Source organism: Erythrobacter sp. JK5 (assembly GCF_018205975.1).
Classification (GTDB): Bacteria; Pseudomonadota; Alphaproteobacteria; order Sphingomonadales; family Sphingomonadaceae; genus Erythrobacter.
On the sequence record NZ_CP073577.1, the window covers coordinates 590,484 to 611,240 of the forward strand.

Consider the following 20,757-nt stretch of genomic DNA (forward strand, 5'->3'; position numbering starts at 1 on the left):
GCGCACCCTCGCACCCCGGCAAATTTTGCCGGATACGGGATACAGGGGGGATTAACGGTGTTGGTGCTCTTGTGAGCCATACCAGAATCGCTAACTTGTGAGTCGTATGAAAGAGCTGTTCCAACACGCTGCCATCACCGACGGGGTTACGGTCCGCGTCGCCGTCAACTTTTTGCCCGAGCAGTCGCATCCCGAGGCGGGCAAGTGGTTCTGGGTCTATCACATCCGAATCGAGAACGGCTCGCACGAGCCGCTGCAGCTGCGCACCCGGCACTGGCGGATCACCGATGCGCGCGGGATGGTGAACCATGTCGATGGCGAAGGGGTGGTGGGCGAACAGCCGCTGCTCGAACCCGGCCATAGCCACGATTACGTTTCGGGCTGCCCGCTGACGACGCCGCACGGTTCGATGGAAGGGTTCTACACCTTCCTGCGCGCCGACGGCACACCGCTGGAAGTGCGAATCCCGTTCTTCCCGCTCGCGGCCCCGGCCGAAGCCGACGAGCAGCGCTGACCCCATCGCCTCCATTTCGATACCGCGACAACGCGTTGCTTGCAGCCGGCAGGCACGCGGCCTAAATCGCCCGGCGTGAAACGCACGCACCTCCCTCTCAACGCCCTGCGCGTCTACGACGCGGCGGCGCGGCATCTCTCGTTCACCCGCGCGGCCGACGAGCTGGCGGTGACGCCCGCCGCCGTCGGCCAGCAGATTCGTGCGCTCGAAGACCACCTCGGCGTGGTCCTGTTCCGCCGCACTTCGAAGGGGCTCGAACTGACGCCCGAAGGCTGCGCCGGTCTCGATGCCCTGCGCGAAGGGTTCCTGCGGTTCGAAGAGAGCGTGCAGGCGATGCAGGCCGGGCAGGCGTCCGATCGCTACACGATCGCCGCGCCGCGCGAATTCTACGCCGAATGGCTGGCGCCGCGGCTCGCGAAGTTCCAGGCCGATACACCCGGCATCCAGTACATCCTCGTCGCCGAGGAGAACGCCGATTTCACCGAAGCCAACCTCGATCTCGCGATCCGGCTGGTCGACGGTCCGGAAGATCTCGAAGGGGTGCAGCTTGCCCCGGCGGAGCGAGTGGTCGTGGCCGCCCCGGAGGCGCGCGATGCGTGGATCGAGTGGCCCGGCGCGGCCTTGCCCGACGATGCCTCGCCCTGCATCAAGGCCGGGAGCGCGGGCCAGGCGCTGTCCTCCGCGCTCGCGGGGATGGGGCGCACCGTGCTGCCGCTGCCACTGGTCGAAGGCGCGATCGCGGAGGGCAAGCTCGAACTGCTCGGCGGCCCCGAAGCCAGTCGCCGCGCCTATTGGCTGGTCGCCCCGTTGCCGCAATGGCGGCAGAAAAAGGTCAAGGCGCTGGTCGCGCATCTGACCGGTGGCTGAGGTCCCGACTCTCGGGACCGCGCGTTTTACCCTGCGCCCCTTGCGGCGGTCCGACGCGGCGGCGCTGTTCCCGACCCTTTCGGACCCGGCGCAGTGCCTGTTCCTCACCCGTCCGGCTTTCGAAAGCGAGGCGGAGCTGTGGGCCTGGCTCGCCGAACCCGGCTGGCCCGGCCTGACCTGGATCGCCGAAGACGCACGCGGCGTGGCGGCGCGACTGGTCGCGGTGCCGGGTCACGAGGATGGCGTGGTCGAAATCGGCTACATCACCTGCGCCCACCGCCAGCGCGAAGGGGTGGCGCGCGAATGCGTGGCGGCGCTGATCGAGCACCTGATCGGCGACGGAGCGCGCAAGCTCACCGCCGAGGTCGATTGCGAGAACACCGCTTCGGTCGCGTTGCTGGAACGGCTGGGGTTCACCCGCGAAGCGCATCTGCGCCAGCACGAGACCACCCATGCGGGTCTGCGCGATGTCTATTGGTACGGATTGCTGGCGTCCGACCGGCGGCCGGGCCTCGTCAGCCGTTGTGAATGATCACGATCGCCTGACCGGATGCGTCGGCTTCCTCGCAGGCGGCCAGGAACAGATCGCGGATAGCTTTGGTCTCCGGGGAGGATCGATCGAGTGCTGCGATATCGTCGCGGTGCTCCTTGATCGCGTCCGACAGGATCGCAACCGTCTCTTCCCCGAAAAAGCCCATGCGCCAATCGAGATCGTCGTCGGGCAGCAATTCGTGCGGCGAATTGGCGACGGCGGCTTGTGCCAGCTTGTCACCCACTCCCAGCGCTGTGCCGAACTGTTCGAATGCGGCGACGAAAGACTCGACCGACACATTGCAGGCTCCGACTTCCGTGCCCGATGCTTCGATCGCCGTTATGATCGCGGTGAGGCGTTGGGTTAAATCCGCACCGAAGAGCATGCTTGGCAGCAACCGTTCTTGCGCCAGGCAGAAGACAAATTCCTCGGTCATAGATTTCGCCTTGTCACTCGCGATAAAGTCCGTTGTAAACACCGTCCATCGGAAAGAGTTTTTGGTTTGGCAATGGCTGCTCTTGCGTCCCGCCCCTTTGACGATTCCAATCACTTTGCCACTGAGTTTTGGCGCGCCCTGCTTGCCGCGAAGCGCATTCAGCATCTTGGCCTTGAACACCTGCTCTGCCTTTGTCTTGGGTTTCAACGCCAGTACCGAGTTCGTGACCCACCGAACATCCATCTGATCGCCTTTCGCCGCACCTGTACTCAGCTTGGCTTTCAAACCTTTGGCTTCCACGATTATTATCTCGGTTTCGTTGTTTTGCGCGTCGTATTCGGCCCAGATCTGATCGAAGCCCACTCCCGGCGCGAAACCGTAAACCAGCCTTGCCTTGGGATAGTAGTGTTTCATGTACTGCGTGGCAGCGATTTCGCCCAAGGCTTCGGTCACCTTTGCCTTGTGAGCCGAAATCTTCTCTTTCTTAAGCCGTTGTTCGTAGTGGTACTTGTGTTCGAAGAGCGCTTCCAGGTGCGGCTTGAGAGCTAGGGACCGATTGGCTTTCGGGATGCCCTTCAGAATCGCGGCGCACCCCTGAACGCCGAATTTTTTCGTATTTTTTTCGAGTTCTTCCCGTCTGATCCGGATTCTTTCCGTGGAAGGCCTGAGTCGTCGTTTCGTCCGCTGGGCGGGCGACACATTGCTGCCCGCGCCCTTTTTCTTGCCCTGCTTCGCGCGCGCCATTTCAGCCTTCTTTCGCACTGCTGGCGCGCAGGCGACGATCAAGGCCATGGGGGACATTTTCCCGAATGCGTTTCAGCAAAACAGGAGAGTTCACGATCCGGCCGATCCGCTCTTCCGGCTCGATTCTGCGGTTGGTCAAAGCCGCTTGGACCGATCTTACCCGATAAAACTCCGCGTCGTAGCGGCCCAGCAACTCGCCGATACCCACCAGCGAGGGGGTATCGCTGATACCATATTCGATCCCCAGCTCGATCGCGCGCTCGGCGCACAGTTCCGCTGTCGCGGCGTCGGCACCCTTCGCTTCGAGCGCCGCGGCGACATCGTCGAAGGTCTGCGCGATCGCCGCATCGGCAAACGCATCCATCGTTGCATCCGTGATCTCGAGCATGGCGGCCCCCCGCAGTCCCAAGTCTGCGCCCATAGCAGATAATCGCGCTGCCCGACAGCATGCGCCAATACGGGATGCGCCGATCGGGCACGCTTGTGCTGGGCCGCAGAATTGATAAGCTCCATCAATGCAGCGGCTTCGGTCCGATTTTGCTCAAACCCCGGGGACAATCGCGAAGGCCCGCGCAGTGATCACGATTTCAGACAGTCTCTATGCGCGCTATCGGGAGGACGACTTCTACACCTTCCTGTTTGCGTTCCTGCGCGACAATGCGCGCGGCTCCCTGCGTGCGGCGCTGGGCGAGCGCGAGCGCTGCCGCGCGGTGTGGGCGCCGTTCTTCGAGCCCGAGCGCCCGAGGATGGAACTCGCGCTGCGCCACGCCTACGCGCTCGGCTGCGAAATTGCGGGCGAAGGGCTGGGGGGGACGATCCCCGACGACGTCACCCCGATGCAGATGAAGGCGCGGCTGGATGGCTGGGACTTCGTGCCGTTTTCCGCCTTCGATCTGGAGCTGACCTGATGGCCGGGACTGATCCTGCGCAACCCTGCGCCGATCCGTGCGCGCAGCAACGCGCCGACGATATCGCGCTCGCCAACGGTGCGCGCGACCTCGCCGACGCCTACCAGCAAAATGCGGTCAGCCGCCCGGGCCACCTCGGTCGGACCTGCGCGCAGCGTGCCCCGCAGATGCGCGAGGCAGCCGATCGCTTCGATCGCTACGGCGCGGCGATCCCGAGCGCGCGCGCGGCGGACGATCTCAACCAATTGGGCGATGGCAACACACGGCAGGTTTCCGCACCGTGTCTGGAGCGGTTGCCGCTTGACGCCGATGCGCTCAACCGAGAACTCGGCATTCCGCCCGGCAGCCCCAATGCGATCACCCCCAACGATCTGCGCAACGACACCACCGGGCACCGCGCGGCGATCTACCGTTCCAAGACCGACGGGCGGCTGATCATGGTCTCGCGCGACACCCAGCCGGATTCGCTCGTGGACTGGAAGACCAATATCGAGAACGGGCAGGGCTTCGACACCGATCAATATGCCGCGACCCGCAGGCTGGCGACGAAAATGAATGCGTCGGGCCAGAATTTCGACATCAGCGGCTATTCCAAGGGCGGCGGGCTGGCGCAGGAGGCGGGGCTGCTGTCGCCCAATTCGAATGTGTATGTCTTCAACAGCGCGGGCCTGCACGAGGCTTCGCTGGCGCGCACCGGGCAGGGCAACTTCCAGTCGCTGAAGAACCGCACCCACTCCTTCAGCGCGGAAAACGATTTCCTGACCTTCATGAACACCACCACCGACCCCGGGCGCGAGGTTCGCAACGCGCAGTTCCTGCGCACGCATCTTGCCGGGGAGATGCCGGGTTCGATGAATCCGATGGCGATCCAGTACAGCAACCCGGAACACAGGATCCTTGCCGGACAGCGAACCAGGAACAGGCCGGACGTGGCAGCCGCCCAGCGCGCCGCGAACCAGGCCTTCCAGGCCGATCGCGCCCGGTTCCTCGAATCCGTCGACCAGATGATCGCCGGCGCCGCCGAGACGCCCGACTACGACCGGCTGTTCCCGCCGGTCAGGTCCTCCACCCACGATACCGTACCGGGCCGGTGGGGCCTGATGTCGGGGGTGGCCGGATCGACGGGGGCGAGCGGCGAGGAAGCGCGGTTCGGCAAGCTCGTGCAGCACAAGATGTCGCAGGTGCTCGGACCGATGGAGGCGCAGCTCGAGGACGATCGAAACGCCTTGCAGAATTTCATGCGGTCATGCGGATCGTAGGCCGCGCATTCATCGCCGCCGCACTTGCGTGGGCGGTGCCGGGATGCACAGCGCCGGACAACGGAGACAGGACAACGCCAATGCAGTTCAGTGGACAGGATGCCGCGCTCGAAACCGCGATCGCCGCCGACGACCCGGCCGCGGTCGACGCCGCGATCGCCGGCGGAGCCAACGTCAACGCCAGCGGCGCGGTCGGGGTCACCCCGCTCGCCTTCGCGGTCGGCACCGGGAAAGTGCAGGCGGCGCGGGCGCTGATCGCGCGCGGGGCCAACCCCAATCTCGAGGACGACGAGGGCGACACCGCCGTGACGCTCGCCGTCAACGGCTACGCCCGCGAGCCCGAACTGCTGCGGATGGTGCTCGATGCGGGCGGCAATCCCAACCAGCTGCGGCGCGATGGCGACCCGGTGATCGTGCGCTTCGTCAATGCCGCCGATCTCGAAGCGATCACCCTGATGCACAGCAAGGGCGCGGACCTGAACGCGATCGCCAACCAGCAGCCGCTGGTGGTGTTCGCCGCCTATGGCGCGGACTGGGACGTGGTGTGGCACCTGATCACGCTCGGCGCGGATCTCGAGGACCCGACGGCGCGCGAAGGGCTGGTCGAGGCGTTCAAGGTCCCCGGCGCGACGCTCCCCGACAGCCCGCTCTACCCGGCAAAGGTCAAGGTCTACGAGCACCTGCGCAAGCTGGGCGAGGAGCCGGTGCCCCGGCGGGGTATGAGGGGAGTCTTTGATTGTTCCGCACCCCATCCGGGGTGCGAAATCCTCGCTCACGCGGCCTGAAGGCCGCATCGCTGCGGGCGGGCGGTCGCCCTTGCGGTCAGCTTCGCTGACCGTGCTCCGCCACCAAGCCTCTACCCTTTCTTCCCGAGAATAATCCGCTCGTTCCGCTCGCGCCGCGCGACGATCTCCGGGTCCGTCCCCAGCCGCTGGCCGATCCGCCCTGCCTCGACATGGGCAAGCCATTCGCGGGCGTGGCGCAGGCCGTCGCTGTCGCCCGGCGGGGACGCGACGCCGAAAGCCGCGCGGCCGGGGGGAAGGGGGGCGGCAGGATCGTGCTTGAGCGCCATCAGTCTGATTCCTTTACGTCGTGTCCCGACTCTTGCCGGAGTGGGGCTGGCTCGACGCCGCAGGCGTCGCAAGGCCGACGGGCCGCCCGCAGCGACGCGCCCGGAGGGCGTGTGAGCGAGGAAATCGCGCCCGCGGATGCGGGTGCGCATATCAACGCTCTGCCTCCCATTTCGCTTCGAGTTCCTGCCGCCATTGCGCCACCTTGGCGTCGATCGAGCGGTGGATGCGCTTGATCCGCGCCGGATCGTTGGCGAGGCGGATCTGCTCGGCTGCGTACTCGGCCTTCACCCGCTCGTAGACCGGATGGCCGGGGCCGATATCCTTGGCCGGGTTGTAGCGATCGGCAAGGCGATTGCGCAGGAAGAACATGACCAGCGCCTCGTTATGCCGGGTCTCGGTCCCCAGCACCTTGCCGGAAGAGACGACCATGCGCTTCTCGCCCTGGATCGCGCGGGTGAGCGCACTCGCCTCCAGCCGCGACACCCCGCGATCGATCGCCGCGTCCCACGCCGCGCGAAACTCCTCCGCCCCGGGCCGCTGGCGCAGCTTGTACAGCGCCTCCATACTCTTGCCGATATGCCGCGCGGCGGCGGTGACGATCCCGGTCGCGGCGAGATGCGCGATGAACTTGCGCTGGAGATCGGGCGTGATCGAGTTGCGGCGCGGATGGGTGTGCGGGACCGGCGCAAAGCCGAGCAGCGGATCGTCCGGCGCGGGCGGTTCGGCGGTGTAGGCAACCGCGGAGGTGGCCTGGCGGGCGATGGCGCGTTTGCATTCGGTCATTCAGGGGCTTTCCTTGCGCTACAACTTCCCCTTTCTTGCGCCCTATAGATCATCCACAGTCATGTAGGAAAGCAACTAACCGTCTATTTGCATTTCTCTTCAAACCGTGGTGTGATTACCTCGGGTTAGGTAACAAAGACAAAAAAGCCGTGCCAGCCTGCGGGCCTGTTTGAAAGGCAGCCCGCATAACATGAGGTTAGGGGGCAAGGATGAACAAGGGGCGCAAGGACGCCGGGCATTTGCTCGCGCATCTGACCAATGGCGAACGCGATGTTGTCGCACTCATCGCGAAGCAAAAGCCATTAGACGAAATCAAGGCGAAGATCGGTCTGCCACGGCGAACCATCGAAGGCCTGATCCACTCGGCAAAGATCATGCTGAGCGCGAATGGGGATCTGGTCGATGAATATCTCGCCATGGTCGAAGATTGGCAGCGGGAAACCGGCAGCAGGCTGTTTTCGAACATGATCGTCGCCAGCCCGGATGAGGCTGCGCTGGTCTCCGACCCGCCGCCGGCCGACAAATCGCGCATTCTTGAAGACATCGAAGCCAGCATGACGCCCGCCGAAATGCGCGATCTGGCCGGATCGCTGCTGCGGCTGGCCGATGCGTTCGAGCAGGACTGGTCACCCGACAGCGTGCAGGCGGCGTTCCATTGGCCATCGGGCGCGGCCAAGATCGAGCGCAATTCGCTCGAACTGGCCAAGCGTGCGACGCTGCTGGTGCGGCAGCGGCAGATGCGGGAGACATTCCTGCCCAGCGACCTGTTTGGCGAGCCGGGGTGGAACATGCTGCTCGACCTGTTCATCCAGTTCGCGGGCGGGGCGAAGGTTTCGGGCAAGAGCCTGTCGATCGCCGCCGGATGCCCGCAGACCACGGCGCTGCGGCACCTCGCGCGGCTGGAGGAAGCGGGGCTGGTGAAACGCGAACCCTCCCGCCACGACGCGCGGGTGACGCTCTACAGCCTGACCAAGCAGGGCGTGATCGGCGTGGGGCGGGTGCTGGAGCGGATGGTGGGGTAGGGAAAAGCGGCGACACAGGGTTGCTTTTAAGATTTTCGACCTCTAATGAGGGTGAGATTCTTAAAAGCGAGGCAATTTCCGTGGCTACTTTCTCAACGCAAATCATTGATACGGAACTGGAAGTCGATGCACGACTCCATGACTTCGGACTGTCGCGTGATCAGATCCTTGCGATTGCGGATGTGGCGAAAGCCTGGGCGAGCGATGCGAGCCCTCTCATGCCGAAGAATGCTCCTGGTACGCTAGCTTACATTTACGGTGTGGAGGCACTGCGCCAGCAGCTGCTGGATGGAGAGTGGCAAGTTGACCGGACCCAGAATGTTGAGTCGGTGGTCAATCGTGTTCGGGGCATTCGTATCGGCTTTCAGAACGTCGATCATTCGTGTGATTTGATGTTCCCTCCGATGCCGCGTTCGTCAAAAGGTTCGGCAGCCGAAGGCATGAGCGGGCCGACGCTGTTCGACTATGCCGGTATTGAGACGGGACCTCTGACTGGTGTTTTGTCCGATGGCATTCCCACCTACTATGTGATGGTTGGCGAGGACGGATCTGTCGAATTGAGCCATCCGGTGATCTCGGAAGGTGCCTATAAAGACTTTGTTGAGCGAATCTTTGTTCGCGGTGTTGGAGACGACTGGGCCGAAGATATCGACCCGGAAACGGGACCGGTATCAGAATTCGATATTCCGGTTAGCCTCAAGCGCTGATATGCCATATTCTGGTGAAAGGTTAAGGATCGCCCGGCAGCGGCGAGGCCTTAGCGGGAAGCAGTTAGCTGAGAAGGCTGGCCTTACGCCAGTAACCATCTCAAAAGCTGAGAATGGACATCACGTAGAGGAAGCAACATTTGCTGCCTGCGCGGCGGCTCTTGATTATCCGATTGAGTTCTTCTTGCTCGACGCACCACAGCAGATTCCTGCGGAGACTGTCAGCTTTCGCAGTCTCGCAAAGATGGGTGCTGCCGAGCGCGACGCAGCGCTGGCGGCTGGCACACTCGGGGTTGAGTTGTACGAGTGGGTTTCTGAAAGGTTTAATCTTCCGGCACCGGACTTGATTGACCTTAGTAAAGAGAGGGATCGACCATACATCGCTGCCAGACTTCTTAGGCAGCATTGGGGATTAGGTGACAGGCCGATTGGCAATATGCTTGCTCTGCTCGAATCGAAGGGAGTTAGGGTTCTCTCGTTGGCCGAGAATACCAAGAATGTTGATGCATATTCCTTCTGGAAAGCCGAGCATCCTTATGTCTTCCTCAATCAAGAAAAAACGCCCGAGCGATCAATATTTGATAGCGCACACGAATTGGGGCACCTCGTAATGCATCACCATGCAGGCGCGAAGTACAATCGCGACGCTGAATGTCAGGCGGACGCATTTGCGTCTGCATTTCTGATGCCCGAGGCGGACGTGATGAATGAGATTTGTGGAGTTTCAACGGCGTCACAAGTCATTCGGCACAAGTCTAGGTGGCGCGTGTCTGCGATGGCATTGGCCTATCGACTCCACAAGCTGAGTCTCATTTCTGAGTGGACCTATCGATCAATTTGCATTGAGCTTGGAAAACTTGGATATCGTAGCGCCGAGCCGACTGGAATTAAGCGCGAAACGTCAGTGGTTTGGGAGAAGGTTCTCTTAACTCTTTGGAATGAGCGGGTCACAAAAGCTGACATCGCGACAGAGCTCCGGATTCCGTATCATGAGCTTGAGGCGCTTATGTTTGAGTTGGCTGGTCCGAAATCGGCGAGCGGGAATAATGCTCGTTTAAGGCTAGTGCATTGAAGGCACCCTTGACCCTTCCAAGGTTTCCCCCTAAGTGCCGCGCCATTCGAGGGCGTTGTGCGCCATTCGCTCGCCGCTCCCTCGCACAATAGAGCTGAACATTGCCGGTCCTGTCCTGCAGGCTTTGCTCGGAACGAGCGAGGCCTTTTCTATTGGGGCTTTTTGGTTTTGCTGGATCCCGGATCGGGGTCCGGGATGACGAAAGAGCTTAGCGAGGCAGCCGTCAAAGTAACCCGGTGGCCGAAGGGCCGGTTTGGGTGGAGTGTTTCAGCTTGGTGAACGCGCCGCGCGTGTGGCCTGTCATGCTTCGACAGGCTCAGCATGAGCGGCACTTGCCAAGCCTCACTCCTCACAGATCGTCCCGAGTTCCACCTTCATACGGTGAAGAGAAAGACTCATATGCCGACGATCAACCAGCTGGTCCGCAAGGGCCGCACTCCGCAGAAGGCCAAGTCCAAGGTCCCTGCGATGGAGCAGAACCCGCAAAAGCGCGGCGTCTGCACCCGCGTCTACACCACGACGCCGAAGAAGCCGAACTCCGCTCTGCGCAAGGTCGCCAAGGTGCGCCTGACCAACCAGCGCGAAGTCATCTCCTACATCCCGGGCGAAGGCCACAATTTGCAGGAGCACTCCGTCGTGCTGATCCGCGGCGGTCGTGTGCGCGACCTTCCGGGCGTGCGCTACCACGTGCTGCGCGGCGTGCTCGACACGCAGGGTGTGAAGGACCGCAAGCAGTCGCGCTCCAAATATGGTGCGAAGCGTCCGAAGTAAGGAGAGGCATCCCGATCCCTTGTCCGTCACCCCTGCGCAGGCAGGGGTCCAGATACGGGCAATTGCCGGGAGAGACTCAAGGTATCAGCGAGCCACGACCGTTATCTGGGTCCCCGCCTTCGCGGGGATGACGATTTGAAGACGGTCGCTGCGCTCCCGACATTTGGAGAATAGAAATGTCACGTCGTCGTCGTCCCGAAAAACGGGAAATCCTGCCTGATCCGAAGTTCGGAGATCAGGTGCTGTCGAAATTCATGAACAACCTGATGCTGGACGGCAAGAAGGCCGTTGCCGAGGGTATCGTCTACAGCGCGCTCGACACGGTCGAGGCCAAGGCCAAGGCCGATCCGGTGCAGCTGTTCCACGAAGCGCTGAACAATGTGAAGCCGCAGGTCGAGGTCCGCAGCCGCCGCGTCGGTGGGGCGACCTACCAGGTGCCGGTCGAGGTCCGCCCCGAGCGTGCCCAGGCGCTGGCGATCCGCTGGCTGATCGGGGCCGCGCGCGGTCGTCCGGAAACCACCATGAGCGCGCGCCTTTCGGGCGAGCTGATGGATGCGGCCAACAATCGCGGCAACGCGGTGAAAAAGCGCGAGGACACGCACCGCATGGCGGACGCGAACCGCGCCTTCTCGCATTACCGCTGGTAGGGATTGCGCACCGGTCGGAAGCTGCGTCTTCCGACCGTCGCAATCGTCACTATATGGAGGCCGACCCGCTTTGAGACGGCGGCCTCCGCAAGACGACTAAGGAAACTGTTATGGCCCGCGATTATCCGCTGGAGCGCTATCGCAATATCGGCATCATGGCTCACATCGATGCCGGCAAGACCACCACGACCGAGCGTATCCTGTACTACACCGGCAAGTCCTACAAGATCGGCGAGGTGCACGATGGCGCCGCGACGATGGACTGGATGGAGCAGGAGCAGGAGCGCGGGATCACCATCACGTCGGCTGCGACCACGACCTTCTGGACCGCTGAAGATCCGACCATGGACGCGATGTCGGACCCCGATAGCCTGCGTGCGGACATGCCCAAGCACCGCATCAACATCATCGACACCCCCGGCCACGTCGACTTCACCATCGAAGTCGAGCGCAGCCTGCGCGTGCTCGACGGCGCGGTCGCGGTGTTCGACGGCGTCGCCGGGGTGGAGCCGCAGTCCGAAACCGTGTGGCGCCAGGCCGACAAGTACAAAGTGCCGAGAATGTGCTTCATCAACAAACTGGATCGCACCGGCGCGGATTTCTATTACTGTGTGCAGTCGATCATCGACCGCCTCGGCGCGACGCCGCTGGTGTTGTATCTCCCGATCGGTGCGGAAAGCGACCTTCAGGGCGTAGTCGACCTCGTCAACAATCGCGGCATCGTGTGGCAGGCCGAGGATCTCGGCGCGAAATACGAATTCGTCGAAATCCCCGATGATCTGAAGGACAAGGCCGCCGAATACCGCGAGAAGCTCATCGAGACCGCCGTCGAACAGGACGACGACGTCATGATGGAATATCTCGAAGGCAACGAGCCCGATGCGGCGACGCTCAAGCGGCTGATCCGCAAGGGCACGATGGCGCGGTCGTTCGTTCCGGTGCTGTGCGGCTCCGCGTTCAAGAACAAGGGCGTCCAGCCCCTGCTCGACGCGGTGGTCGATTACATGCCGTCGCCGCTCGACGTTCCGGCGATCGAGGGAATCATTCCCGATACCGATACCAAGGACACGCGTGCATCTTCGGACGAAGCGCCGTTCTCGGCGCTGGCGTTCAAGATCATGAACGACCCGTTCGTCGGTTCTCTGACTTTCACCCGCATCTATTCGGGCAGGCTCGCCAAGGGCTCGGTCCTGAACTCGGTGAAGGACAAGAAGGAAAAGATCGGCCGCATGCTGCTGATGCACTCGAACAACCGCGAGGACATCGATGAAGCATTCGCCGGCGATATCGTCGCGATCGCGGGTCTCAAGGAGACCACGACCGGCGATACGCTGTGCGATCCGGCCAAGCCGATCATCCTCGAACGGATGGAATTCCCCGATCCGGTCATCGAACTGTCGGTGGAACCCAAGACCAAGGCCGACCAGGAAAAGATGGGCGTCGCGCTCAATCGCCTGGCTGCCGAGGATCCGAGCTTCCGCGTTTCGACCGACCACGAAAGCGGTCAGACGATCATCAAGGGCATGGGCGAGCTTCACCTCGACATCCTGGTCGATCGCATGAAGCGCGAGTTCAAGGTCGAAGCGAATGTCGGTGCGCCGCAGGTTGCATACCGCGAAGCGCTCGCCCGCGAAATCGAAGTGACCTACACCCACAAGAAGCAGTCGGGTGGTTCGGGTCAGTTCGGCGAGGCCAAGGTCGTCGTCACCCCGGGTGAGCGCGGCCAGGGCGTCATTTTCGAAGACGAGATCAAGGGCGGCAACATCCCGCGCGAATACATCCCGTCGGTCGAAAAGGGCATGCGCGAACAGGCTGAAAGCGGTCACCTGATCGGCTTCCCGATCATCGACTTCACCATCCGCCTGATCGACGGTAAGTACCACGACGTCGACTCGAGCACGGTGGCGTTCGAGATCACCGGTCGCGGTGCGATGCGCGAAGCGGCCAACAAGGCCGGGATCAAGCTGCTGGAACCGATCATGAAGGTGGAAGTCGTGACTCCCGAGGATTATCTCGGCGACGTCATCGGCGATCTCAACAGCCGTCGCGGGCAGATCCAGGGCACCGACACGCGCGGCAACGCGCAGGCGGTCGAAGCGTTCGTTCCGCTGGCCAACATGTTCGGCTACGTCAACGAGCTGCGTTCGTTCACTCAGGGGCGCGCGCAGTACACGATGCAGTTCTCGCATTATGACGAAGTTCCGGCGAACGTTGCGCAAGAGGTCAAGGAGAAGCTTGCCTAAGCGGGCAAGCAAGGGTAGGGGCGGCGCCGGATTCAGCGGGCCCGCCTTTTCTCCCGCTACGAAATCATCTCAGACAGAAGGTATTACGAGAAATGGCGAAGGAAAAATTTGAGCGGAACAAGCCGCACTGCAACATCGGCACCATCGGTCACGTCGATCACGGCAAGACCACGCTGACCGCCGCGATCACCAAGGTGATGGCGGAAACCTATGGCGGCGCAGCCGTCGATTTCGCTAACATCGACAAGGCTCCCGAAGAGCGCGAGCGCGGGATCACCATCTCGACCGCTCACGTCGAGTACGAGACCGAAGCGCGCCACTATGCGCACGTCGACTGCCCCGGTCACGCCGACTATGTGAAGAACATGATCACCGGCGCGGCGCAGATGGACGGCGCGATCCTGGTGGTGAACGCAGCCGACGGCCCGATGCCGCAGACCCGCGAGCACATCCTGCTCGCCCGTCAGGTCGGCGTTCCGGCGCTGGTCGTGTACATGAACAAGGTCGACCAGGTCGATGACGAGGAAATCCTCGAACTCGTCGAACTGGAAGTGCGCGAACTGCTGTCGAGCTACGATTTCGACGGCGATAACATTCCGATCGTCAAGGGTTCGGCTCTCGCCGCGCTCGAAGGCCGCGACGATGAAATCGGCAAGAACTCGATCGTCGAGCTGATGAAGGCCGTCGATGACCACATCCCGCAGCCCGACCGTCCGGTCGACAAGGACTTCCTGATGCCGATCGAAGACGTGTTCTCGATCTCGGGTCGCGGTACGGTCGTCACCGGCCGTGTCGAAACCGGCGTCGTGAACGTTGGCGACGAAGTCGAAATCGTCGGCATCAAGGACACCACCAAGACGACCGTGACCGGCGTCGAAATGTTCCGCAAGCTGCTCGATCGCGGTGAAGCGGGCGACAACATCGGTGCCCTGATCCGCGGCGTCGGCCGTGAAGAGGTCGAGCGTGGCCAGGTTCTCGCCAAGCCGGGTTCGGTTACCCCGCACACCGAGTTCAGCGCCGAAGTCTACGTCCTGTCGAAGGACGAGGGCGGCCGTCACACGCCGTTCTTTGCGAACTATCGTCCGCAGTTCTACTTCCGCACCACCGACGTCACCGGCGAAGTTATCCTTCCCGATGGCACCGAAATGGTGATGCCGGGCGACAACGTGACGATCAACGTCAAGCTGATCGCACCGATCGCCATGGACGAAGGCCTGCGTTTCGCGATCCGCGAAGGCGGCCGCACCGTCGGCTCGGGCGTGGTCTCGAAGATCACCAAGTAAGCGCCCGCTCCGCCAGGAGCGCGTGACATTCGGGGCCCGGTTCTCGCATGAGAGCCGGGCCCCAATTTATGTGAGGCCCGTTTCGCCGATTTCGCGGAGTGGGTCGAGCAAGGCGAGGCGCAAATTTCATGGGCGAATGGGGTTGCCAGAATCCCCGCCCGACCGTATAGGCGCGCCTACCGCAGCGGGGATTCGTTTCCGTTGCAACGAAATTCATGGGGCCTCCCGTCCGGGAAACCGGGGAAACAGGGTGGGCCTTTTATTTTTGGGAAGTGTCTCATCCCGTGGGGCAGTTCCTTGGCTCTTTCGCATCGGTGTAGGTAATGGAAGCTCAGAATATCCGTATTCGCCTCAAGGCGTTCGACCATCGCGTTCTCGACCAGGCCACTGGCGAGATCGCAGACACCGCGCGTCGTACGGGTGCTCTCATTCGGGGCCCCATTCCCATGCCGACGCGTATCGAGAAGTTCACCGTGAACCGCGGCCCGCACATCGACAAAAAGTCGCGCGAGCAGTTCGAGGTGCGCACCTACAAGCGGTTGCTCGATATCGTGCAGCCCAACGCCCAGACGGTCGACGCGCTGATGAAGCTCGATCTGGCTGCGGGTGTTAACGTGGAAATCAAGCTGGCCTAAGCCGGTTTGTCTTTTGCCCCGGACTTGATCCGGGGTCGCCTGACAGGCGCGGTCCCCAGCGGACCGAAGACATAGAGATACCGCCGGATTGATCCGGGCTGCGTCTCCCGTCTCGCTCAACCGGCCCGATGGCCGCGCGAGCATTCAGCCCGGACGGGGCGATGCATGACATTGATGGGCTGGCAAGCACGCGGGGATGGTCCCTGTGTGCCTCTGTGTAGGAGTTCAAGACGATGCGCACTGGCGTGATCGCAAAGAAGGTTGGGATGACCCGCCTCTTCCAGGAGGACGGACGGCACGTGCCGGTTACCGTTCTCGCGCTGGAGGATTGTCAGGTCGTCTCGCACCGCACCGCCGACACCGATGGCTATTTTGCCGTCCAGCTCGGCGCGGGCGAAGCGAAACAGAAGAACGTTGCGAAGCCGCAGCGCGAGCATTTCGGCAAGGCCGGCGTCGGCCTTAAGAAGCGCGTAGCGGAGTTCCGCGTCGAAAACGAAGAGGGCCTGCCGCCCGTCGGTGCGATGATCAGCGCCGATCACTTCGTCGCCGGCCAGAAGGTCGACATCACCGGGCATACCCAGGGTAAGGGCTTTGCCGGTGCGATGAAGCGCTGGGGTTTCGGCGGTCTGCGCGCGACGCACGGCGTTTCGCTCTCGCACCGTTCGCATGGTTCGACCGGTAACCGTCAGGATCCGGGCCGCGTGTTCAAGGGCAAGAAGATGGCCGGTCACATGGGTGATCGCCAGCGTACGCAGCAGAACCTCGAGGTGGTCCGTACCGACGCCGATCGTGGCCTCATCTTCGTCAAGGGCTCGGTCCCCGGTTCGAAGAATGGCTGGCTGCTGGTGCGCGACGCGGTGAAGTTGGCTGCGGCCGACGACCTGCCGTTCCCGGCGGCGATCCTCGACACCTCCGCTCCCACGGCCGAAGCGGCCGCGCCCGAGCAGGAAGCGCCGCAGAACGACGCCGCTCCCGAACAGGACGCTCCGGAAAAGGATGTCGCAACCGACGTCCCGAACCAGGGCGAAGAAGCTGCCGCCGACACCGGCGCGCCCGCCGACGACGCTTCGGCGGCTGACGAAAAGAAGGAAGACTGAGCCATGAAGGTGAAGGTCCAGAAAATCGACGGGAAGGCGTCGGGCGATATCGAACTGTCGGATGACGTGTTCGGCATCGAGCCGCGCGCCGACATCCTGCACCGCGTGGTGACGTGGCAGCTCGAGAACCGCCGCGGCACCGCCCGCCCGACGCGCGAGCGCTCGGACGTCAACCGCACCGGCAAGAAGTTCGGCAAGCAGAAGGGCTCGGGCGGCGCCCGTCACGGTGCCCGTTCCGCGCCGATCTTCATCGGTGGTGGTAAGGCCCACGGTGCCCGCAAGCGCGAGTTCGAGCAGTCGCTCAACAAGAAGATCCGCGCCCTCGGCCTCAAGATGGCGCTTTCGAGCAAGGCCAAGGACGGCCTGATCGTGGTCGACAGCCTGTCGCTCAAGGACGCCAAGACCAAGGTGCTCAAGGGCCAGCTCGACAAGGCCGGCTTCAGCGGCAAGGTGCTGGTGATCGACGGCGAAAGCGTGGACGCGGGCTTCAAGAAGGCCGCCGGCAACCTCCCGGGGATCAACGTGCTCCCGGCGATGGGCGCCAACGTCTACGACATTCTCAACCACGACACGCTGGTCCTGACCAAGGATGCGGTCGAAAAGCTGGAGGCGCGCTTCAATGGCTAAGAAAAGCGAAATCGATGCGCGTCATTACGACGTGATCCTGGCCCCGCACATCACCGAGAAGTCGACCATGGCTTCCGAGCACAATGCGGTGGTCTTCAAGGTGGCGGGCGATGCAACCAAGCCGCAGATCAAGGAAGCTGTCGAAGCGATCTACGCTGCGCAGAAAGCCAAGGTCGTCGCGGTGAACACGATCGTCACCAAGGGCAAGACGAAGCGCTGGCGGGGCAAGCCCTACAAGCGTTCGGACGTCAAGAAGGCGATCGTCACGCTCGCAGAGGGCACGATGATCGACATCACTGAGGGTGTGAACTGATGGCACTCAAGAACTACAAACCGACCAGCCCCGCTCGCCGCGGCCTGATCCTCGTCGACAAGTCGGGCCTGCACAAGGGCGGCCCGGTGAAGTCGCTGACGGAAGGCAAGCGCAAGACCGGTGGCCGGAACAACAAGGGCCATGTCACCTCGCGCGGCATGGGCGGCGGTCACAAGCAGAAATACCGCTTCATCGATTTCAAGCGGCGCAAGTGGGATGTCCCCGCAACCGTCGAGCGGATCGAATACGACCCCAACCGCACCGCGTTCATCGCGCTCCTCAAGTACGAGGACGGCGAGCTCGCCTACATCATCTGCCCGCAGCGTCTCGCTGTTGGTGACACGGTGGTCGCCGGCGAAAAGACCGACACCAAGCCGGGCAACGCGATGCTGCTGGGCCAGATGCCGGTCGGCACGATCTGCCACAATGTCGAGATGAAGCCGGGCAAGGGCGGCCAGATCGCCCGTTCGGCAGGCGCCTATGTCCAGCTCGTCGGTCGCGACCGCGGGATGGTTATCGTGCGGCTCAACTCGGGCGAGCAGCGTTACCTGCGCGCCGATTGCATGGGCACGGTCGGTGCGGTGTCGAACCCCGACAACCAGAACCAGAACCTGGGCAAGGCTGGTCGTCGCCGGTGGATGGGGCGCAAGCCGCTGACCCGCGGTGTCGCCAAGAACCCGGTCGATCACCCGCACGGCGGTGGTGAAGGCCGCACCAGCGGTGGCCGTCACCCGGTGACCCCGTGGGGCAAGCCGACCAAGGGCGCCCGTACCCGCAAGAACAAGCAGACGGACAAGATGATCATCCGTTCGCGTCACGCGAAGAAGAAGAGGTAATAGACGATGGCACGTTCCGTCTGGAAAGGTCCGTTTGTCGAGCTCAGCCTGCTCAAGAAGGCGGAGACCGCGCAGGAATCGGGTGGCAACAAGCCGATCAAGACCTGGTCGCGCCGCTCCACCATCCTGCCGCAGTTCGTCGGGCTGACCTTCAATGTCTACAACGGACAGAAGTTCATTCCCGTTTCGGTTTCGGAAGAAATGGTCGGTCACAAGCTCGGCGAGTTCGCGCCCACGCGCAACTTCCCCGGTCACGCTTCCGACAAGAAGGGCAAGCGCTAATGGGCAAGGCAAAGGCACCCCGCCGCGTTGCGGACAACGAGGCGTTGGCCGTCGGCACCACCATTCGTGGGTCGGCGCAGAAGCTCAACCTCGTTGCCGAACTGATCCGCGGCAAGAAGGCCGAAGAGGCCATGAACATCCTCTCCTTCTCCAAGAAGGCGATGGCGAAAGACGCCAGCAAGGTGCTCGCCTCGGCGATCGCCAACGCGGAAAACAATCACAACCTGGACGTCGACGCACTGATCGTTGCGGAAGCTTCGGTCGGCAAGTCGATCACCATGAAGCGGTTCCACACGCGCGGTCGCGGCAAGTCGACCCGGATCCTCAAGCCGTTCAGCCGGCTGCGGATCGTGGTTCGCGAACACGAGGAAGCGTAAGATGGGCCAGAAGAGCAATCCGATCGGTCTGCGCCTGCAGATCAACCGCACCTGGGACAGCCGGTGGTACGCCGAGGGGCGCGACTATGCCGCGCTGCTCGCCGAGGACATCAAGATCCGCAAGTATATCGTCGAGAACCTGCCGCAGGCGGCGATCTCGAAGGTGGTGATCGAGCGTCCGGCCAAGCTGTGCCGCATTTCGATCTATGCCGCTCGACCCGGCGTGATCATCGGCAAGAAGGGCGCGGATATCGAAAAGCTGCGCACCAAGCTTTCGTCGATGACCGACAGCGAAGTGAAGCTGAACATCGTCGAGATCCGCAAGCCGGAAATCGACGCGAAGCTCGTCGCCCAGGGCGTCGCCGACCAGCTGGTTCGCCGTGTCGCGTTCCGCCGGGCGATGAAGCGTGCGGTGCAGTCTGCGCTGCGTCTGGGTGCCGAAGGCATCAAGATCGTCTGCGGTGGTCGTCTCGGCGGGGCGGAAATCGCCCGCGTCGAATGGTACCGCGAAGGCCGTGTGCCGCTGCACACGCTGCGCGCGAATATCGATTATGCCGAAACCGAGGCGCTGACCGCCTACGGGATCATCGGCATCAAGGTGTGGATTTTCAAAGGCGAGATTCTTGCGCACGATCCGACCGCGCAGGACCGCCTGATGATGGAAGCGCAGACGTCCGGCGTCCGCCCGGCACGTTGAGGTAAGAACAATGCTGCAACCGAAAAAAACCAAGTATCGCAAGGCCTTCAAGGGCCGGATCAAGGGCGAGGCGAAGGGCGGCACCACGCTGAACTTCGGGGCCTACGGTCTCAAGGCGCTCGAGCCGGAACGCATCACCGCGCGCCAGATCGAAGCCGCGCGTCGTGCGATCACCCGCGCGATGAAGCGTCAGGGTCGCCTGTGGATCCGCGTCTTCCCCGACGTGCCGGTATCCAAGAAGCCTGCCGAAGTGCGTCAGGGTAAGGGTAAGGGCTCGGTCGAATACTGGGCTGCTCGCGTGAAGCCGGGCCGCATCCTGTTCGAACTCGACGGTGTTCCCGGCCCGCTGGCCGCGCTCGCCTTCGAACGCGCGGCGATGAAGCTGCCGATCAAGACCAAGGTCGTGGCCCGCATGGGCGACACCTCGCACCTGGGAGGCAACTGATGGCAAAGGATTCAGGACGTTTCGAGGATCTTCGCACGAAGACCGACGACCAGCTGACCGCCGAGCTCACCGAGCTCAAGCGCGAACAGTTCAACCTGCGCTTCCAGGCTGCGACCAACCAGCTCGAAAAGCCTTCGCGGATCCGCGAAGTGCGGCGCACGATTGCGCAGATCAAGACGCTGCAGAACGAGCGCGCGGCCGCTGCCGCGACCGCAAAGGCGTAAGGAGTAGACAATGCCGAAACGTATCCTCGTCGGGACTGTCACCTCCGACAAGACCGACAAGACCGTGACCGTACTGGTCGAACGCAAGGTGAAGCACCCGCTCTACGGGAAGATCATCCGGCGTTCGAAGAAGTACCACGCTCACGACGAACAGAACGAATATACGCTGGGCGACGTCGTCCGCATCGAGGAGACCAAGCCGATCTCCAAGACCAAGACCTGGATCGTCAAGGACCGGGTCGTTGCGGGCGGAACCCAGGCGATCGAAGCCGATCTCGATGTCGAGGCGGCAGGTAACTGAACTGACGTAGGAACTGCCGGGCCCCGGTCGATTTCGGGTGTCTCGGCAAGCCAAGAGAAGGA

Annotated in this window: 28 protein-coding genes; 24 read left to right on the forward strand and 4 right to left on the reverse strand. The window is 62.8% G+C overall.

The window, feature by feature from the left end; translation table 11 throughout:
- Positions 1-106 precede the first annotated feature (106 nt).
- The 3 genes from apaG to KDC96_RS02820 all read left to right on the forward strand — a co-directional run bounded on the left by apaG (position 107) and on the right by KDC96_RS02820 (position 1,913).
- Positions 107-514 carry a Co2+/Mg2+ efflux protein ApaG gene (gene apaG, locus KDC96_RS02810; RefSeq protein WP_212450519.1) on the forward strand — a complete coding sequence of 136 codons (408 nt, stop codon included), beginning with the start codon at positions 107-109 and terminating at the stop codon, positions 512-514.
- Between the two features lie 75 nt (positions 515-589).
- Entirely contained in the window at positions 590-1,381 is a 792-nt protein-coding gene (locus KDC96_RS02815) for a LysR family transcriptional regulator (RefSeq protein WP_212450520.1), read from the forward strand.
- Positions 1,374-1,913, forward strand: a complete 540-nt coding sequence (locus KDC96_RS02820; protein ID WP_212450521.1) for a GNAT family N-acetyltransferase — start codon at positions 1,374-1,376, stop codon at positions 1,911-1,913. Before KDC96_RS02815 ends, KDC96_RS02820 begins: the two co-directional genes overlap by 8 nt.
- On the opposite strand, the gene KDC96_RS02825 is transcribed toward KDC96_RS02820, so the two are convergent.
- On the reverse strand, positions 1,897-3,141 hold the full coding sequence (locus tag KDC96_RS02825) for a hypothetical protein (RefSeq protein ID WP_212450522.1): 1,245 nt from the start codon (positions 3,139-3,141) through the stop codon (positions 1,897-1,899). The genes KDC96_RS02820 and KDC96_RS02825 overlap by 17 nt on opposite strands.
- Positions 3,095-3,481, reverse strand: coding sequence for a hypothetical protein (locus KDC96_RS02830; RefSeq protein ID WP_212450523.1), 387 nt, complete (start codon positions 3,479-3,481; stop codon positions 3,095-3,097). The genes KDC96_RS02825 and KDC96_RS02830 overlap by 47 nt, the downstream gene beginning before the upstream one ends.
- A gap of 187 nt (positions 3,482-3,668) precedes the next feature.
- Between KDC96_RS02830 and KDC96_RS02835 the strand changes: the two genes are divergently transcribed.
- The 3 genes from KDC96_RS02835 to KDC96_RS02845 all read left to right on the forward strand — a co-directional run bounded on the left by KDC96_RS02835 (position 3,669) and on the right by KDC96_RS02845 (position 6,045).
- Positions 3,669-4,001, forward strand: coding sequence for a hypothetical protein (locus tag KDC96_RS02835; protein WP_212450524.1), 333 nt, complete (start codon positions 3,669-3,671; stop codon positions 3,999-4,001).
- Positions 4,001-5,260, forward strand: a complete 1,260-nt coding sequence (locus KDC96_RS02840; protein ID WP_212450525.1) for an Mbeg1-like protein — start codon at positions 4,001-4,003, stop codon at positions 5,258-5,260. The genes KDC96_RS02835 and KDC96_RS02840 overlap by 1 nt, the downstream gene beginning before the upstream one ends.
- Positions 5,261-5,340: 80 nt before the next feature.
- Positions 5,341-6,045 carry an ankyrin repeat domain-containing protein gene (locus tag KDC96_RS02845; RefSeq protein WP_212450526.1) on the forward strand — a complete coding sequence of 235 codons (705 nt, stop codon included), beginning with the start codon at positions 5,341-5,343 and terminating at the stop codon, positions 6,043-6,045.
- Positions 6,046-6,116: 71 nt separating this feature from the next.
- Here KDC96_RS02845 and KDC96_RS02850 read toward each other — a convergent pair whose 3' ends face one another.
- Both KDC96_RS02850 and KDC96_RS02855 read right to left on the reverse strand, forming a co-directional pair.
- A complete protein-coding gene (locus tag KDC96_RS02850; RefSeq protein WP_212450527.1) occupies positions 6,117-6,332 on the reverse strand; it encodes a hypothetical protein in 216 nt (71 codons plus the stop codon).
- 151 nt (positions 6,333-6,483) lie between these two features.
- Entirely contained in the window at positions 6,484-7,116 is a 633-nt protein-coding gene (locus KDC96_RS02855; RefSeq protein ID WP_249171887.1) for a hypothetical protein, read from the reverse strand.
- 209 nt (positions 7,117-7,325) lie between these two features.
- Between KDC96_RS02855 and KDC96_RS02860 the strand changes: the two genes are divergently transcribed.
- From KDC96_RS02860 to rpsQ, 18 genes are all read left to right on the forward strand, one after another.
- Entirely contained in the window at positions 7,326-8,138 is an 813-nt protein-coding gene (locus KDC96_RS02860; RefSeq protein WP_212450528.1) for a MarR family winged helix-turn-helix transcriptional regulator, read from the forward strand.
- 80 nt (positions 8,139-8,218) lie between these two features.
- Complete coding sequence (locus KDC96_RS02865) at positions 8,219-8,845, forward strand: hypothetical protein (protein WP_212450529.1); 627 nt, start codon at positions 8,219-8,221, stop codon at positions 8,843-8,845.
- Position 8,846: 1 nt separating this feature from the next.
- Entirely contained in the window at positions 8,847-9,917 is a 1,071-nt protein-coding gene (locus tag KDC96_RS02870; RefSeq protein ID WP_212450530.1) for an ImmA/IrrE family metallo-endopeptidase, read from the forward strand.
- A gap of 399 nt (positions 9,918-10,316) precedes the next feature.
- Positions 10,317-10,688 (forward strand): 30S ribosomal protein S12, encoded by a 372-nt coding sequence (gene rpsL / locus KDC96_RS02875; protein ID WP_007164630.1) that lies wholly within the window; start codon positions 10,317-10,319, stop codon positions 10,686-10,688.
- Positions 10,689-10,864: 176 nt separating this feature from the next.
- Complete coding sequence (gene rpsG / locus KDC96_RS02880) at positions 10,865-11,335, forward strand: 30S ribosomal protein S7 (RefSeq protein WP_212450531.1); 471 nt, start codon at positions 10,865-10,867, stop codon at positions 11,333-11,335.
- Positions 11,336-11,445: 110 nt separating this feature from the next.
- Entirely contained in the window at positions 11,446-13,578 is a 2,133-nt protein-coding gene (fusA, locus tag KDC96_RS02885) for an elongation factor G (protein WP_212450533.1), read from the forward strand.
- 92 nt (positions 13,579-13,670) lie between these two features.
- The gene (gene tuf, locus KDC96_RS02890; RefSeq protein WP_212450534.1) at positions 13,671-14,861 is read left to right on the forward strand and encodes an elongation factor Tu; all 1,191 of its coding nucleotides are present in this window, start codon (positions 13,671-13,673) and stop codon (positions 14,859-14,861) included.
- A 323-nt stretch (positions 14,862-15,184) separates the two neighbouring features.
- Positions 15,185-15,496, forward strand: coding sequence for a 30S ribosomal protein S10 (rpsJ, locus tag KDC96_RS02895; protein WP_006831877.1), 312 nt, complete (start codon positions 15,185-15,187; stop codon positions 15,494-15,496).
- A gap of 233 nt (positions 15,497-15,729) precedes the next feature.
- Entirely contained in the window at positions 15,730-16,593 is an 864-nt protein-coding gene (gene rplC, locus KDC96_RS02900; RefSeq protein WP_212450535.1) for a 50S ribosomal protein L3, read from the forward strand.
- Between the two features lie 3 nt (positions 16,594-16,596).
- The gene (gene rplD / locus KDC96_RS02905) at positions 16,597-17,220 is read left to right on the forward strand and encodes a 50S ribosomal protein L4 (protein WP_212450536.1); all 624 of its coding nucleotides are present in this window, start codon (positions 16,597-16,599) and stop codon (positions 17,218-17,220) included.
- Positions 17,213-17,533 carry a 50S ribosomal protein L23 gene (locus KDC96_RS02910; protein ID WP_212450537.1) on the forward strand — a complete coding sequence of 107 codons (321 nt, stop codon included), beginning with the start codon at positions 17,213-17,215 and terminating at the stop codon, positions 17,531-17,533. The genes rplD and KDC96_RS02910 overlap by 8 nt, the downstream gene beginning before the upstream one ends.
- On the forward strand, positions 17,533-18,369 hold the full coding sequence (gene rplB / locus KDC96_RS02915; RefSeq protein ID WP_212450538.1) for a 50S ribosomal protein L2: 837 nt from the start codon (positions 17,533-17,535) through the stop codon (positions 18,367-18,369). The genes KDC96_RS02910 and rplB overlap by 1 nt, the downstream gene beginning before the upstream one ends.
- A 6-nt stretch (positions 18,370-18,375) precedes the next feature.
- Positions 18,376-18,651 carry a 30S ribosomal protein S19 gene (gene rpsS / locus KDC96_RS02920; RefSeq protein WP_212450539.1) on the forward strand — a complete coding sequence of 92 codons (276 nt, stop codon included), beginning with the start codon at positions 18,376-18,378 and terminating at the stop codon, positions 18,649-18,651.
- Positions 18,651-19,028 carry a 50S ribosomal protein L22 gene (gene rplV, locus KDC96_RS02925; protein WP_212450541.1) on the forward strand — a complete coding sequence of 126 codons (378 nt, stop codon included), beginning with the start codon at positions 18,651-18,653 and terminating at the stop codon, positions 19,026-19,028. Before rpsS ends, rplV begins: the two co-directional genes overlap by 1 nt.
- A gap of 1 nt (position 19,029) precedes the next feature.
- Positions 19,030-19,725, forward strand: a complete 696-nt coding sequence (gene rpsC, locus KDC96_RS02930; protein WP_212450542.1) for a 30S ribosomal protein S3 — start codon at positions 19,030-19,032, stop codon at positions 19,723-19,725.
- Between the two features lie 10 nt (positions 19,726-19,735).
- Positions 19,736-20,170, forward strand: coding sequence for a 50S ribosomal protein L16 (rplP, locus tag KDC96_RS02935; RefSeq protein ID WP_212450544.1), 435 nt, complete (start codon positions 19,736-19,738; stop codon positions 20,168-20,170).
- A complete protein-coding gene (gene rpmC, locus KDC96_RS02940) occupies positions 20,170-20,394 on the forward strand; it encodes a 50S ribosomal protein L29 (protein ID WP_212450546.1) in 225 nt (74 codons plus the stop codon). The genes rplP and rpmC overlap by 1 nt, the downstream gene beginning before the upstream one ends.
- A gap of 10 nt (positions 20,395-20,404) precedes the next feature.
- Complete coding sequence (gene rpsQ, locus KDC96_RS02945; RefSeq protein WP_212450548.1) at positions 20,405-20,695, forward strand: 30S ribosomal protein S17; 291 nt, start codon at positions 20,405-20,407, stop codon at positions 20,693-20,695.
- Positions 20,696-20,757: the final 62 nt, after the last annotated feature.